This window comes from Actinacidiphila alni, assembly GCF_900112845.1.
Classification (GTDB): Bacteria; Actinomycetota; Actinomycetes; order Streptomycetales; family Streptomycetaceae; genus Actinacidiphila; species Actinacidiphila alni.
The window spans coordinates 22,865-38,088 of the sequence record NZ_FONG01000033.1 but is presented as its reverse complement, the minus strand read 5'-3'; the positions used below and the strand labels follow the sequence as shown (position 1 = coordinate 38,088).

The window sequence follows — 15,224 nt, the reverse complement described above, 5'->3', positions numbered from 1 at the left end:
GCACGTATGCGTACGCCTGACAGTCCGCGCACCAGCCGAATGAAGCGCACTACGCGCATAGCGCTCGCCACTGCGGTGGCCTCGGCGCTCGCGCTCACCGCCGCCGCGTGCGGGGGCGACAGCGACAAGAAGGACGACGGGCAGAAATCGTCCGCGTCCGCCACGAGTTCGGCCACGGGTTCCGGCGCGGATCTGCAACTGCCCGATCTGCACGGGCAGAAGCTCGAAGTGGCCGCGGTGTGGACCGGCCCGGAACAGAAGAACTTCCAGAAGGTGCTGGACCAGTTCGACAAGCTCACCGGCGCGAAATCGACCTTCGTCCCCACCGGTGACAGCCAGTCCACCTTCCTGGGCACGAAGATCGAGGGTGGCGCCCCGCCGGACGTCGCCTTCCTGGCGCAGAACGGCGTACTCCACCAATTCGCCGACAAGGGCTGGCTGAAGCCGCTCGGCCCGGAGGCGACCGCGCAACTGCAGAAGAACTTCTCGCCCGGCTGGCAGAAGCTCGGCGCGTGGAAGGGCAAGCAGTACGGCGTCTACGCCAAGGTCTCCAACAAGTCGCTGATCTGGTACAACAACGCGGCCTTCGAGAACGCGGGCGCGTCGGTGCCCAAGACCTGGGACGACTTCCTGAAGACCGCGGAGACGGTCTTCGAGTCGGGCACCGCGCCGGTCTCGATCGGCGGCGGCGACGGCTGGACGCTCACCGACTGGTTCGAGAACATCTATCTCTCGCAGGCCGGTCCGGACAAGTACGACCAGCTCGCCGCGCACACCATCAAGTGGACCGACCCGTCGGTGAAGACCGCGCTCACCACGCTGGGCCAGCTCTTCGGCAAGAAGGACCTGCTCGCGGGCGGCACCAGCGGCGCGCTCAACGCCGACTTCCCGAAGTCCGTCACGCAGGTCTTCACCGGCAATCCGCCGGCCGGCGCGATGGTCTACGAGGGCGACTTCGTCTCGGCGTTCATCTCCGCCAACACCAAGGCGAAGGTGGGCACGGACGCCAAGGTCTTCCCCTTCCCGGCCGTCGGCACCGGCAAGGCGCCGGTGGTCAGCGGCGGTGACGTCGGTGTGGCGCTCAAGGACAGCAAGGGCGCGCAGGCGCTGCTGACGTACATCGCGTCCCCGGACGCGGCCAAGATCTGGGCGCAGGGCGGCGGTTACCTCTCGCCGAACAAGTCGCTGGACTTCGCGGCGTACCCGGACGACGTGCAGCGCTCCATCGCGCAGGCGCTGATCGCGGCGGGCGACGACTTCCGGTTCGACATGTCGGACCAGGCCCCGGCCGCCTTCGGCGGCACCAAGGGCCAGGGCGAGTGGAAGGACCTCCAGGACTTCCTCGCCAAGCCGTCCGACGTCGCGGGCGCGCAGGCCAAGCTGGAATCGGACGCCGCCAAGGCGTACGGGGGCTGAGGCCGGATGCCCCCGGTGGTCGACTCCGCCGCGGGGGCGGGAGGTGGCGGCGTCGCGGACGCGGCGCCGCCACTGTCCGGTCCGCCCGCGAAGGGACCGGGGCGCCGCAGAAGTCTGCTGGGCACCCGTCCCTGGGTGGCCGCGTGCTTCCTGCTGCCCGCCCTGATCCTGCTGGGCGCGCTGGTGGTGTATCCGATCGGGTACACGGTCCAGCGCAGCCTCTACGACGCCGACGGCAGTGGTTTCGTCGGCCTGAAGAACTTCGGCACGGTCTTCACCGACCACGGCATCCTCACCGCGGTCCGCAACAACGCGATCTGGGTGGTGGTGGCGCCGACCGTGGCGACCGCCCTCGGCCTGGTCTTCGCGGTGCTCACCGAACGGGTGCGCTGGAGCACCGCGTTCAAGCTGGTCATCTTCATGCCGATGGCCATCTCGATGCTGGCCGCCGGCATCATCTTCCGGCTGGTGTACGAGCAGGACCCCTCGCGCGGGGTGGCCAACGCGGTGGTGGTGGCGGTGCACGACACCTTCACCGACAACGCGGCCTATCCGGGCGCCAGGCCCCGGCCGAACGGCGATCTCGCGCCGTCCGGCGGCGGCTCCTTCACCACCAAGTCCCGTGCGTCCCAAGGCAGTCCGGCCGACCTGCCGCTGATCGGCATCCCGCAGAACAAGCTGCCGTCGAACGCGGTGGACGCCAAGCCGGCGCCGCCGCAGCCGGACGCGGTGACCGGCACCGTATGGGTGGACTTCCGGCCCGGCGGCACCGGCAAGCCCGGGGTGATCGACCCGGGCGAGAAGGCGCTGTCCGGGGTGAAGGTGCAGGCGGTCAAGGACGGCAAGGTGGTGGCGTCGGCCAAGACCGGCAAGGACGGCACCTACAAGCTGCCCGGCTCCGCCGCCGGCGCCCAACTGCGGCTGCCCGCCTCGAACTTCTCCGGCAAGTACAACGGCATCAACTGGCTCGGCCCGAATCTGATCACGCCGTCGATCATCGGCAGCTACATCTGGATGTGGGCGGGCTTCGCGATGGTGCTGATCGCGGCCGGCCTGGCCGGGGTGCCGCGCGAACTGCTGGAGCAGGCGCGGGTGGACGGCGCCAACGAGTGGCAGGTCTTCCGCGGCATCACGGTGCCGCTGCTGGCCCCGGTGCTGGTCGTGGTGACCGTCACCCTGATGATCAATGTGCTGAAGATCTTCGACCTCGTGTACATCATCGCGCCGGGCAACACCCAGTCCGACGCCAATGTGCTCGCCCTCCAGCTCTATCTGTCGTCCTTCGGCGGCGGTGACAACCAGGGTGTCGGCAGCGCGATCGGTGTGATCCTGCTGCTGCTGGTCCTGCCGGTCATGGTCTTCAACATCCGTCGGCTGCGCAGGGAGGGACGGCGATGAGCGCGGATTCGACCGCCGTGACGGGCGGCCCCGCGGCGAGTGGGCCGGTGGCCGACGCCCCGCCGCTGAACACACCGCCGAAGGCGAGCCTCGGCTCGCGGATCGCGGCACGCGCCGGCGGTGGGCTGGTGCGGGTCTTCCTGCTGGTGGTGGCGCTGTTCTGGCTGATGCCGACGGTGGGCCTGCTGCTGTCCTCGCTGCGCTCGCCGACCGACATCTCGGCCAGCGGCTGGTGGAAGGTCTTCAGTTCGCCGACCCAGCTCACCTTCACCAACTACCGCACCCTGCTGGACAATCACGCGATCACCGACTCGCTGTGGAACACCGCGCTGATCACCGTGCCCGCGACGCTGCTGGTCGTGGTGATCGGCTCGCTGGCGGGTTACGCCTTCGCGTGGATGGAGTTCCCGGGCCGCGACTGGTGGTTCATCGGCGTGGTGGCGATGCTGGTGGTGCCGGTCCAGGTGGCGCTGGTGCCGGTGGCGCGGCTCTTCGGCGACATCGGGATCTTCGGCGACATCTCCGGGGTGGTGCTCTTCCACACCGCCTTCGGGCTGCCGTTCGCGATCTTCCTGCTGCGCAATTTCTTCGCGGAGATCCCGCGTGAGCTGCTGGAGGCCGCGCGGCTGGACGGCGCGGGCGAACTGCGGCTGTTCGTACGGGTGATCATGCCGCTGGGCGGCCCGGCCATCGCGTCGCTGGGCATCTTCCAGTTCCTGTGGGTGTGGAACGACATGCTGGTCGCGCTGATCTTCGCCAACAGCGACTCGCAGCCGATCACCGTCGCGCTCCAGCAGCAGGTACGGCAGTTCGGCAACAACATCGACATCCTCGCGCCCGGCGCGTTCGTGTCGATGATCGTGCCCCTGGTGGTCTTCTTCGCCTTCCAGCGGCAGTTCGTGTCCGGTGTGATGGCGGGCGCGGTCAAGTAGCGGTCAAGTAGCGGTCGGCCGGCGGTCACGCGGCGGTCGAACGGCGGGACCACAGGAGGGTCACCGGGAGTTCCGGTGCGGCTACGGGGGGTGTCGGGCGCTCTACACTGACGCCCCCCACAGCCGCACCGAACGGACCCCTCCCCATGACCACCGCCCCCACCGCCGGCCGGCCCGCCGGTGCCACCGCCTCCGCCGTCTCCCCGCACAGCGCGCCGCTGCCCACGCCGACCGAACTCTCCGAGGTCAAGGGCTGGTTCTTCCCCGACGACCAGATGCTCTTCGACTGGTTCCTGGCCCGCCAGCTGGACCGCGAGGAGCCCGGTGACCTGCTGGAGGTCGGCGCGTACCAGGGCAAGAGCGCCATCTTCATGGGGAGTTACCTGCGCGAGGGCGACGCCTTCACCGTCTGCGACCTCTTCGACGCCCCGGCCGGGGACACCGCCAACTCCGCGGAGATGGAGCGGTCCTACGCGACCCTGACCCGTCACTCGTTCGAGGCCAATTACCTGTCCTTCCACGACGAGCTGCCCGAGGTGATCCAAGGCCTGTCGTCCACCGTCCGCGACCGGGTGGCGGCGTCGTCCGTACGGTTCGCGCACATCGACGCCTCGCACCTGTACGAGCACGTGCGCGGCGACATCGAGACCTCCCGCGGCCTGCTGCACCCGCACGGTGTGGTGGCGCTGGACGACTACCGCTCGGCGCACTGTCCCGGCGTGGCGGCCGCCGCTTGGGGGGCCGTCGTCCCCGGCGGGCTGCACGTGATCTGCCTGACCGAGCACAAGATGTACGCCACGTGGGGGGATCCGGCGCCGCTGCGCGAGGAGCTGCTCGCCCATGTCGCGGGCCGCGACGACCTGTGGCACGAGGTGCAGGAGGTGGCGGGGGCCCCGCTGCTGCGGATCAAGGGCAGGAACGGCGGCGTGGTCGCGCCCGCGCAGCCGGTGTCGCGGCACCCCAAGCCCGCGCCCGAGCCCGCGCCGGAGCCCGAACCGGAGCCGGTCGCGGCGCCGCGGCCCGCGCCGGACCCGGCCGTACGCGCCCCGAAAGCCTCGACGGCCCCGAAGCCGCGCAGGTCGCCGCTGCGCCGCTTCGCCGTCAACGTGCTGCCGCCCTTCATCACCAAGGCCGTCGTGCGAATCCGCGACACGCGGCGCACGGGAGCGTAACCAGCGGGGCACACAGGGCGTTCCCTGGATATAACGGGCACTCCACGCGAAAGCCATGGGCGCCCGTGCGTCCCCGCCCCCGTGTCGAACCTGGATGTGCTGTGCCCCGCTTCAGCGTCATCGTCCCCGTCTTCAAGGTGCAGGCCTATCTCCACGCCTGTCTGAGATCCGTGCTCGACCAGTCGTTCACCGATTTCGAACTGATCGTCGTGGACGACTGCTCCCCGGACGGCAGCGGCGCGATCGCCGATTCGGTGACGGCCGGGGACGCCCGCGCGCGCGTGCTGCACCTGCCGGAGAACGTCGGCCTGGGCCGGGCCCGCAACGCGGGTCTCGCCCGGGCGACCGGCGACTATCTGCTCTTCCTGGACAGCGACGACACCTTCGTGCCCGGTGCGCTCCAGGCGATCGCCGACCGCCTCGCGCGCACCGGGGAACCGGACGTGCTGGTCTTCGACTACGCGCGCACGTACTGGAACGGCGAGGCGCACCGCAATCAGTTCGCGGCGATCCTCAGCAGGCCCGGGCCCGAGGTCGGCACGCTGGACGACCGGCCGGAACTGCTGCGGCTGATCATGGTGGCCTGGAACAAGGCGTACCGCCGCGACTTCGTCGAGAAGAACGACCTGGCCTTCCCGTCCGGTTACTACGAGGACACGCCGTGGACGTATCCGGTGCTGATGGCGGCCGGGACGATCGCGCTGCTCGACCGGGTCTGCGTGCACTACCGGCAGCGCCGCAGGAGCGGCATCCTGCACACCACCAGCAGGCGGCACTTCGACATCTTCAAGCAGTACGACCTGCTGTTCGCCTTCCTCGACAGCCATCCGGAGCTGGAACGTTGGCGGCCCGTGCTCTTCCGCCGGATACTGGATCACCTCACCACCGTCTTCAACTTCCCCGACCGGCTGCCGCGTTCGTCGCGCGCGGAGTACTTCCGGCGCTGCCGCGCGCAGTACCGGCGGCTGCGCCCGCCCGGTCTGCGGGCCGCGCCCACCGGGCGCGCCGGGGTGCGGTATCTGCTGGTGGCCACCGGCGCGCGCCGCACCTTCCAGACGCTCGGCGGCGCGCACCGGCTGCGGCTGCGGATCACCCGGCGCGCGAAGTCCTGGTACGGCAGGCTGCGCACGGCCGCGCTGCACGCGCACTACCGGCTGCAGCGGCGCCGGCCGCTCGACCCGGACCTGGCGGTCTTCGCCGCGTACTGGGACCGCGGCTACTCCTGCAATCCGGCCGCCGTCGAGGAGCGGCTGCGGGAACTGGCACCGCACATGCGCACCGCGTGGGTGACCACCGCCGAGCACGCGCACACCCTGCCGCCGGGCGTGCGCCGTCTTGAGCCGGGCTCGGCCGCGTACTGGACGGCGCTGGCCCGCGCCTCGTACCTGGTGAGCAATGTCAACTTCCACCGCAGATACGCCAAGCGGCCCGGCCAGATCAATGTGCAGACCCATCACGGCACCCCGCTCAAGCACATGGGCATCGATCTGCTGGACCATCCGGCGGCGGCCGGCGGCACCGACTTCGAGCGGATGCTGCGCCATGTCGACCGCTGGGACTACAGCCTGTCCGCGAGCCGGCACTCCACCCTGGTGTGGGAGCGGGCCTACCCGTCCGGTTTCACCACCCTGGAGTACGGCCAGCCGCGCACCGACCTCTGCCACCGCGCGGGCGCGCGGGACGTGCTGCGGATCCGCGCCGAGCTGGGCATCCCCCGGGACAGCACCGCGTTCCTGTACGCGCCGACGCACCGCGACTACCAGCGCGGTTACCGGCCCGCGCTCGACCTGGGCCGGATGGCCGAGGCGCTCGGCCCCGACGTGGTGCTGCTGCGCCGCACCCACCACTTCTACCCGGCGGGCGGCGGCCGGGACCGTACGGACGGGCACCCGCGGGTCCTCGACGTGTCCGCGCACCCGTCGGCGGAGGAGCTGTGCCTGGCCTCGGACGGCCTGATCACGGACTACTCGTCGCTGATGTTCGACTACGCGGGCCTGGACCGGCCGATCGTGCTGCACGTCTCCGACTGGGAGACCTACCGGGCCACCCGGGGCGCCTACTTCGACATCACCGCGCACCCGCCGGGCCTGTTGGCGCGCGGGCAGGACGAGTTGACCGACATCCTCGCCACCGGGGCCTGGCGCGGCCCGCGTTCGGCCGAACTGCGGGCCGCCTTCCGGCGCCGCTTCTGCGCCTACGACGACGGTTTCGCGGCCGAGCGCGTGGTGCGCCGGGTCTTCCTGCGGGAGGAGGGCGGGCTGCCCGCGGTGATCCCGCTGGAGGACCGCCGCCCGGCCCCGGACCCGGCGCGAGCCCGCGCCCTGGACCCCGACGCCGCGGAAGCGGCAGGCGCGCAGGAGCCATCCGGCCCCGCACCCCTGGAACCGTCGCGCCCGGAGCCGGGGACGCGGTAGCCGCAGGCCGGAAGGACGGCGGCTCAGGGCGTCCGCGCGCGGCGCCTCAGCCGGCCGGCACCGCAGAGCGGTCGCCCGCCGGGTCGGCGTCCCCGTCACCGTCACCGTTTCCGTCACCGCTCTGCGCCGCGGGCATCGGAGCCGGGGCGGGGCGGCGGTCCTGGAGGGGGCGGTACGGCAGCAGGCCGGGCTCGCCCAGTAGCACCCGCCGTACGACCCGCTCGGCGGCGAGCCCGTCGTCGTAGGCGCAGAAGCGCTCCCGGAAGGCGGCCCGCAGGGCCGTCGCCTCGGGGCCGCGCCAGGCGCCGGAGCGGAAGGCGCGGGCCAGCCCCGCCTCGTCGGCCGCGACGACCCCCGGGGTGTCGCCGGGCCGCCCGGACAGCAGGTCGAAGTAGACGCCGCGGGCCGCGCGGTACGCCTCCCAGTCCGCGGAGTGCACCACGATCGGCCGGTCGAGGTTGGCGTAGTCGAACATCAGCGAGGAGAAGTCGCACAGCAACGCGTCGGAGGCCAGGCTGAGTTCCTCCACCGACGGGTGCCGGGAGACGTCCACGATCAGGCCCTGTTCGTGCAGCGCCTCAAGACCGGGATTCTGCCCGTAGAAGTAATGGGCGCGCACCAACAGGGTGTATCCGGGCCCCAGTTCGCGGCTGAGCCGCTCCAGGTCGAGCGGGACGACAAAGGTGCGCTGGTAGTCGCGGTGGGTGGGGGCGTAGAGGATCGCGGTGGTGCCGGGCGCCAGCCCCAGGCTCTCACGGGCGCGCCGCACCTGCTCGGCGTCCGCCCGGTAGAAGACGTCGTTGCGCGGGTAACCGCTGGGCAGTGTGCGGTAGTTGCTGGGGTAGACCCGCTCCCAGACCTCGGCGGAGTGCTGGTTGGAGGCGAGCGAGTAGTCCCACTGGTCGGCGTGGTCGAGCAGCCGGGTGAAGCTCATGCTCTTGCCGACCGCGGGGCGGGCGCGCAGGTCCATGCCCATGTGCTTGAGCGGGGTGCCGTGGTGGGTCTGGAGGTAGACCTGCTCGGGGCGCTTGACGATGTTCCCGCTGAAGTTGGCGTTGTTCACCAAGTACTTGGCGCGGGCCATGACGTCCCAGTAGCGGCGGGAGTTGACCACGACGTGGTCGGTGCCGGGCGGCAGCTTCTCTCGGTCCTTCTTGTTCACCACCCACACCCCGCGCAACTGCGGGGCGATCTCCTTCGCCTTGGCGTGGATCGCGGCCGGATTGCAGGACACGCCCCGGTTCCAGTAAGCCGCGTAGACCACAAGGCCGGGATCGACGGGCTTGCGCAGCCGCATCCGGTAGTAGCGCTGGTAGACCGCCCGGGCCAGGGCGTTCCTGCGGGCCCGCACCTTGCCGGTGAGCTTGCGCCGCCACGCCTGGCCGCCGCGGGCCGCGCGGTAGCGGCCGTAGCCGCCGGTGCCGGCCGCGCGCAGCCAGCGGCCCTCGTAGCTGTCGGGCGCCGTCCAGCCGTCCGGGCGGTAGCGGGCCAGCAGCTTGGCGGCGCGCCGGACGAATTCGGGGCGGGCATCCTGCGGCAGCGGTGAACTGTCGTCGCCGACGACCGCGAATTGTGCGGCCATCCGGTCGTAGAGGGCGTCGCCCTGCGCCTTCTTCACCTCGGCGCTCTCGTCGCCCGCGGCGATCCGCCCGTACAGCTCCTCGTAGCGGTCGAGCACCGCCAGGTGGTGACGGCCGGGGGCGGTGCCGACGCTGAGGCCGCGCCGCTTGCGCCAGCGCACGCACACCCGGTCCAGGCAGGCGATGCCGGTCGCGGCCAGCAGCGTACGGACGGCGACGGCGGTGTCCTCGTAGGGGGCGTCGCCGAAGCGGAAGCCCTGCTCCTGCCAGAAGGCGCGGCGCAGCACCCGGTTCCAGACCGCCGGGTAGGTGCCCAGGCACTCGGGACGGTCGCCCGCGGTGAAGACGGCGTCGCCCGCGCCGGCCAGGAAGTCGGTGTCGCCGCTGTGCTGGACGTGCTCCCAGACGGTGAAGCGCTCGTGGTCCAGCAGCAGCACGTCGGGGCCGCCGGTGGCGTCCAGGCGGTCGGCGACCGCGGCCAGCGCGCCCGGCACCAGCAGGTCGTCGGCGTCCAGGAAGAGCAGGAAGTCGCCGGTGGCCGCCGCCGCGCCCGCGTCCCTGGCCGGGCCCGTACCGCCGGTGCGGTCCAGCACGACCGGCCGGATCCGCGGGTCGGCTGCCGCGAATTCGTCGATGATCGCGCCGCTCGCGTCCGGCGAGGCGTCGTCGACGGCGATCACTTCCAGGTCGGTGAAGGACTGCCCGAGCACCGATTCCAGGCAGGCGCGCAGAAAACCCTGCGCGCGGTGGACAGGGACGACGACGCTGATGCGGGGCATGACCATCCTGGACATATCGGGGCGTACCGGTACGGGTCGGTAAGTGGTTTTCTCCGAGCGTAATCACACCGCCACCCTCTGTCGATCTGTGCGCCGCCGCCGCGTTTCCCCCATTCGGCTCACGCGCAGTGACCGGACGGACGCGCGGCGAGTTGAAGGAACGGCATCCGTCTGCCTCCCGCGCCGCCTGCCGCCGCCGTCCCGGACCGCCCCGGACCGCCCCCCGGAAGGACCGCACACCGCCATGAATCCCCGCCTCACCGTCGTCGTCCCCGTCTACAACGTCGAGCAGTATCTGGAGGAGTGCCTGCGGTCGATCGCGGCGCAGACCTTCACCGACCTCGACGTGGTCATGGTCGACGACGGCTCGACGGACGCGGGCCCCGATCTCGCCCAGGCGTTCGCCGACCGCGACCCGCGCTTCCGGCTGGTCCGGCAGCCCAACGGCGGCCTCGGCCACGCCCGCAACACCGGTGCCCGCAACGCCGATCCGGGCACCTCGTACCTGACCTTCGTCGACAGCGACGACGTCCTGCCGCCGCGCGCGTACGAGAAGCTGGTCGGTCTGCTCGACCGGTCCGGGTCGGACTTCGCCACCGGCAATGTGTGGCGGCTCACCGCGCAGGGCCGCGGCCAGGCGTGGCAGCACCGCGGCATGAACAAGACCGTCGAGCGCACCCACATCACCCGTGACCTGGGGCTGCTGTCCGACCGGGTCGCCTGGAACAAGGTCTTCCGCCGCACCTTCTGGGACAAGCACACCCTCGCCTTCCCCGAGGGCGTGCTCTACGAGGACACCCCGCTGACGATCCCGGCGCACTTCCTCGCCGACGCCGTGGACGTCCTGCACGAGCACGTCTACTACTGGCGGATCCGCGAGGGCTCGATCACCCGGCGCCGTACCGACGTCAAGGGTGTGCGGGACCGGATCGCGGCCGTGGACGGCGTCAGCCGCTTCCTCGCCGACCCGGCCAACACCCGCTGGAGCGCGCACAAACGGGACTACGACAAGTCGGTGCTCACCGACGACCTGCTGTACTTCATCGAGGCGCTGCCGATGGCCGGGCCCGAGTACCACGAGGTGTTCCTGGACCGGGTCCGCGACTATCTGAGCCGGGTCGACCCGACGCTCTTCCCCGCGCTGCCGGTGGAGCTGCGGATCCGCTGGGAGCTGATCCGGCAGGGCAGGATGGAGGACCTGCTGGAGGTGCTGGCGCACGAACGGCACGGCGGGCGCACGGTGTTCGACGTCGCCGGGCCGCCGCTGCGCAAGCGGGCGGCGGTCGTACGGCGGGACGGCTCGCCGGTGCCGCTGCCCCGCGCGGTGACGGCGGTCGACGCCAAGGACCTGCCGGTCGTCGCGCGGCTGAGCGAACTCCACTGGCGGGACGGGAAGTTGATCCTCAGCGGCCACGCGTACGTCCGTAATGTCGACGCCCGCGCGCACCGCACCTCGCTCAAGACGGCCGTGCTGATGTCCGGGCGCCGCAAACTGCTGCTGCCGGTACGGACGGTGCGCGCGCCCGAGGTGACCGCCACGGGGCCGCAGGAGCGGCACTCCTACGACTGGTCCGGCTTCGAGATCACCGTGGACCCCAAGCGGCTGCGGACGAACGGGAGTTGGAAGACGGCGCAGTGGCGGCTCGGCGTCGTCGTGTCGGCCGGCTCGGTCGTCCGCCCGGCGGCGCTGCGCGCCGACGAGGCCGGCGCCGGGTCCTCGCCGGTGCCCTTCGCGCTGGACGACGACACCCGGCTGGTGCCCTGGTACAAGGACGGGCGGCTCCATCTGTCCGTCGAACCGATCACGCGCCGGGTGACCGGCCACCGGGCGGACGGCGACGACGCCGTACTGCTGGAGATCGCCACCCGCGACGGCAAACCACCGGTCGCGCTGCGGGCCGGGCAGCAGGCCACGGGCGCCGTCGTGGACTGCCCGCTGACCGGCGCGGACACCGCGTCCGGCGGCTTCCGGACGCTCACGGCGCGGCTGCCGCTGGACCGACTGGCCGCCGCGCGGCCGACGTTGGACGGGCTGCCCAAGGAGGTCGCGCCCGAGACGGCCGCGACCTGGTCGGTCGAGGCGCTCTTCGCCGACGGCGGCACCGCCAGGATCTCCGTCGACCGCCCGCTCCCCCAGGGCCGTTACGACCTCGGCCCCGATCCCCTGCTCGACGGCGCCCACCGCGAGCTGGTCCTGGACGCCAGCGCCGCCGGCCATCTGCTGCTGCGCGACCGTACGCCGCAGCCGCTGGCCACCCACCTCTCCCGCGCCACCAACGGCCATCTCCTGGTCACCGGCGACCTCCCCGCCGCCACCCCGCCCGACGCGCGCCTCGTCCTGCGGCACGGCACGTACGCCACCGAGATCGGCACCGACCTCACGGTGGAGCGCCCGGCGGACCCGGCGGCCGGGGCCACCGGCGCCGTCCGGCGGTTCAGCGCCGCGCTCGACGTGGGCGCGCTGCCGCACGCGGGGCGCTGGTATCTGCATGTGCGGACCTCCGCCGAGCACAGCGACCCGGTACGGATCGCGCGGGAGGCGATGGACGAACTGCCGCTGCGGGTGCCCGTCGAGGAGGGCGCACGGCCGGTGACCGTGAACCGCAGGTTCCACGACCACCTCTTCGTCCTGGCGGGCTCACCGGTGCCGGAGGGCGACCGGGGGCCGTACCGGCAGCGGATGCTGCGCGAGCGGCGCTATCCGGTGCTGCTGCGGCGGCCGTTGACGGACACCGTGCTGTACAGCAGCTTCGACGGCCACGACTGCGCGGACTCGCCGCGCGCGGTCCACGACGAACTGGTGCGCAGGGGCGTGCCGTTCGACCATGTGTGGGTGGTGCGCGACCGCTCGGTGGCGGTGCCCGCGACCGCCCGCCCGGTGCTGCACGGCAGCGACGCCTGGTACGAGGCGCTGGCCCGCAGCCGCCATGTGGTGACCAACACCCACCTGCCCGCGTGGTTCCGGCGCCGCGACGGCCAGCAGGTGGTGCAGACCTGGCACGGCACGCCGCTCAAGCGGATCGGCCAGGACCTGGCGGGCACCTTGTGCGCGGACCTCGTCCATATGTGGCCGCAGCCGCGCCCCGGCCACCAGTGGAGCCTGCTGCTCTCCCCCGACGCGCAGAGCACCCCGGTGCTGCGCCGCGCCCTCGGCCACGACGGCGAGATCGCCGAGACCGGCCTGCCCCGTACCGACCTGCTCAGCGGCGAGGACCGGGACAAGATCCGCGAGGAGGTGCGCGAACGGCTCGGCCTGCCCGCGGGCCGCACCGTCGTGCTGTACGCGCCGACGATCCGCGACGACGAGGCGTACGACGCCGGGCACGCCCGGCTGCACCTGCCTGTCGACCTGCCGGCGCTGGCGGCGGAGCTGTCCGGCAGCCATGTGCTGCTGGTCCGCGCGCACCCGCTGGTCGCGGACTCGGTACCGGCCGCGCCCGGCGGCAGGGGCTTCGTCCGTGACGTCTCCGGCCACCCGGACCTGGCGGAGCTGCTGCTCGCAGCGGACGTCCTGGTCACCGACTACTCCTCGGTGCTCGTCGACTTCGCCGTCACCGGCCGCCCCGTCCTGCTGTTCACGCCCGATCTGGCGCACTACCGCGACACGCTGCGCGGCTTCACCTACGACTACGAGGAGCGGGCGCCGGGCCCGCTGCTGCGCACGACACGGGAGCTGACCGACGCGCTGCGCGACCCGGCGGCGGCCGTCGCGGGCCACGCCGACGCCTACGCGGCCTTCCGCGCCGCCTTCTGCCACCTGGACGACGGTGGCGCCGCCGCCCGCGTGGCGGACCTGATGCTGCGCCGAGGCCCTGGCACGCTGACACGCTGACCGGACCGCCGCCCGACCTTGGAGAGTGCCGTGACCCCACACGAAGCGACCCGAGCGGCCCGGGCGGCCCTCCGTCCCCGGGAGGCGGCGTGCCGTCGCTGACGACGGGCGAGGTCGCCGCGGGCGACGAGCCGGGCGGCGGCACGGACGGCGCGGCCGCCGCCACCGGACCGCGGCCCTCGCCGGCCTCCCGGCTCGCCGCCCGGGTGCGTGCCTGGCGGGTGACGCCGTACGCCGTCGTCGGCACCCTCTTCTGGCTGGTGGTCGCGGCGACGGCCTGGCGGGTGCCGATCGCCTCGGACTTCGGACAGCACGCCTCCGCCGTGGAGCGGGTCAAGGCCGACTGGCGGCACCCGGCCAACCCGCTGCTCGACCTGCCCGGCACCGGCAGCCCGTACTTCTCGCCGTACATCGTGGCGCTCGGCCTGCTGGCGCGGGCGACCGGCGCGGCCGGGCGCGAGGTGGTGCGCTGGTGCGGCCCGGTGAATCTGGCGGTGCTGGTCACCGGCGTCGGCGCGTACGCGCGCACGCTCAGCGCCCGCAGGATGGCGCCGGTCTACGCGCTGCTGGCGTTCACGCTGCTGTGGGGCCCGGAGGGCAAGGAGTGGAGCGGCTTCTGCGGGGTCTGGTCGCTGACCCGCGGTGTCTGCTACCCGAGTGCCTTCGCCGTCGGGGTGACCTTCCACCTGTGGGCGCTGACCGACCGGCTGGCGCGCCGCGGCAGCCGCTCCTGGCCCGGATACGCGCTGCTCGGCGCCGGCTGCGGACTGGTGCTGCTGATCCACCCGATCACCGCGCTGGGCGCGGTCGTCGGCGCCTGCGCGATCCTGACGGCACGTCAGCGCGGCTGGTCGCGGCGGGTGGTGGCGCGCTGGCTGCTCGCGGGTGCGGCCGCCCTGCTGGTCGCGCTGGTGTGGCCGTACTACGACGTGTTCTCGCTGGCCGGTGACACCACCGTCGACTGGGTGCACAAACGGCTCTACATCCACCCCTGGCAGTGGTACGGGCTGGCGCTCGTCGGTCTGCCGCCGCTGGTGTGGCGGGCACGGCGCGGCGGGGTGCGCGACCCGCTGCTGCTGATGTTCGCCGCCTTCTGCCTGATCGCCGCCTACGGCTGGGTGAGCGGGCACTACACCTACGGCCGGGTCTTCGCGCTGCTGCTGGTGCCGCCGCAGTTCGCGCTGGCGGTGGAACTGGCCGAGATCCCGCCCTGGACCAGGGCGCGCGCGGTGCTCGCGCCGCTGGCGGCGGTCGCGCTGTGCTTCGGGCTGATCGCGCAGATCGGCTCGGTCGTACCGCAGCGGCTGCTGCCGCTGACCGTGGACCACCCGGAGCGCTGGCCGGGATACGGCTGGGCCGCGGGCCGGATGCCGGGCGACGCGGTCGTCATCGCCGACGGCTATGTCGCCACCCATGTGCTGCCCGCCTACGGCGTCTACCTCGTCGCCCCCACCTGGCCCGACCCCTCCACGCCCGCCGCCGAACGTGCCCGCAGGGAAGCGGCGGTCAGCACGTATCTGAAGCCGGGGACGCCGGCCGCGACCCGGGACGCGATCCAACGGCGGTACGGGGCGGGCTGGTTGCTGCTGTCGAAGAACCAGCAGGTGCCGTACCGCGGTGAGCTGGTCGCGACCGGGCCGGTGACGGGCGAGCGGCTGGTGCGGCTCGCGGCGCCGTAAGTCGGCGCTCCGTGACGCGGTG

The 15,224-nt window shown here is 72.5% G+C and carries 8 protein-coding genes; 7 read left to right on the top strand and 1 reads right to left on the bottom strand.

From position 1 onward, the window contains the following. Positions 1-39 precede the first annotated feature (39 nt). From BM076_RS33935 to BM076_RS33915, 5 genes are all read left to right on the top strand, one after another. Entirely contained in the window at positions 40-1,416 is a 1,377-nt protein-coding gene (locus BM076_RS33935; protein WP_245796638.1) for an ABC transporter substrate-binding protein, read from the top strand. A 15-nt stretch (positions 1,417-1,431) separates the two neighbouring features. Further along, positions 1,432-2,814 carry an ABC transporter permease gene (locus BM076_RS33930; RefSeq protein WP_407640748.1) on the top strand — a complete coding sequence of 461 codons (1,383 nt, stop codon included), beginning with the start codon at positions 1,432-1,434 and terminating at the stop codon, positions 2,812-2,814. Beyond that, the gene (locus tag BM076_RS33925) at positions 2,811-3,746 is read left to right on the top strand and encodes a carbohydrate ABC transporter permease (RefSeq protein ID WP_093717623.1); all 936 of its coding nucleotides are present in this window, start codon (positions 2,811-2,813) and stop codon (positions 3,744-3,746) included. The genes BM076_RS33930 and BM076_RS33925 overlap by 4 nt, the downstream gene beginning before the upstream one ends. Before the next feature lie 146 nt (positions 3,747-3,892). Continuing rightward, complete coding sequence (locus tag BM076_RS33920) at positions 3,893-4,918, top strand: class I SAM-dependent methyltransferase (RefSeq protein WP_093717622.1); 1,026 nt, start codon at positions 3,893-3,895, stop codon at positions 4,916-4,918. Positions 4,919-5,019: 101 nt separating this feature from the next. After that, complete coding sequence (locus BM076_RS33915) at positions 5,020-7,332, top strand: bifunctional glycosyltransferase/CDP-glycerol:glycerophosphate glycerophosphotransferase (RefSeq protein WP_093717621.1); 2,313 nt, start codon at positions 5,020-5,022, stop codon at positions 7,330-7,332. A 46-nt stretch (positions 7,333-7,378) separates the two neighbouring features. Here BM076_RS33915 and BM076_RS33910 read toward each other — a convergent pair whose 3' ends face one another. Next, positions 7,379-9,691: a bifunctional glycosyltransferase/CDP-glycerol:glycerophosphate glycerophosphotransferase gene (locus BM076_RS33910; protein ID WP_093717620.1), complete on the bottom strand. Its 2,313-nt coding sequence runs from the start codon at positions 9,689-9,691 to the stop codon at positions 7,379-7,381. Between the two features lie 244 nt (positions 9,692-9,935). Between BM076_RS33910 and BM076_RS33905 the strand changes: the two genes are divergently transcribed. Then, positions 9,936-13,523 (top strand): bifunctional glycosyltransferase/CDP-glycerol:glycerophosphate glycerophosphotransferase, encoded by a 3,588-nt coding sequence (locus tag BM076_RS33905; RefSeq protein ID WP_093717619.1) that lies wholly within the window; start codon positions 9,936-9,938, stop codon positions 13,521-13,523. A gap of 89 nt (positions 13,524-13,612) precedes the next feature. Beyond that, positions 13,613-15,202: a hypothetical protein gene (locus BM076_RS33900; RefSeq protein WP_265737127.1), complete on the top strand. Its 1,590-nt coding sequence runs from the start codon at positions 13,613-13,615 to the stop codon at positions 15,200-15,202. The last annotated feature ends 22 nt before the right edge of the window (positions 15,203-15,224 follow it).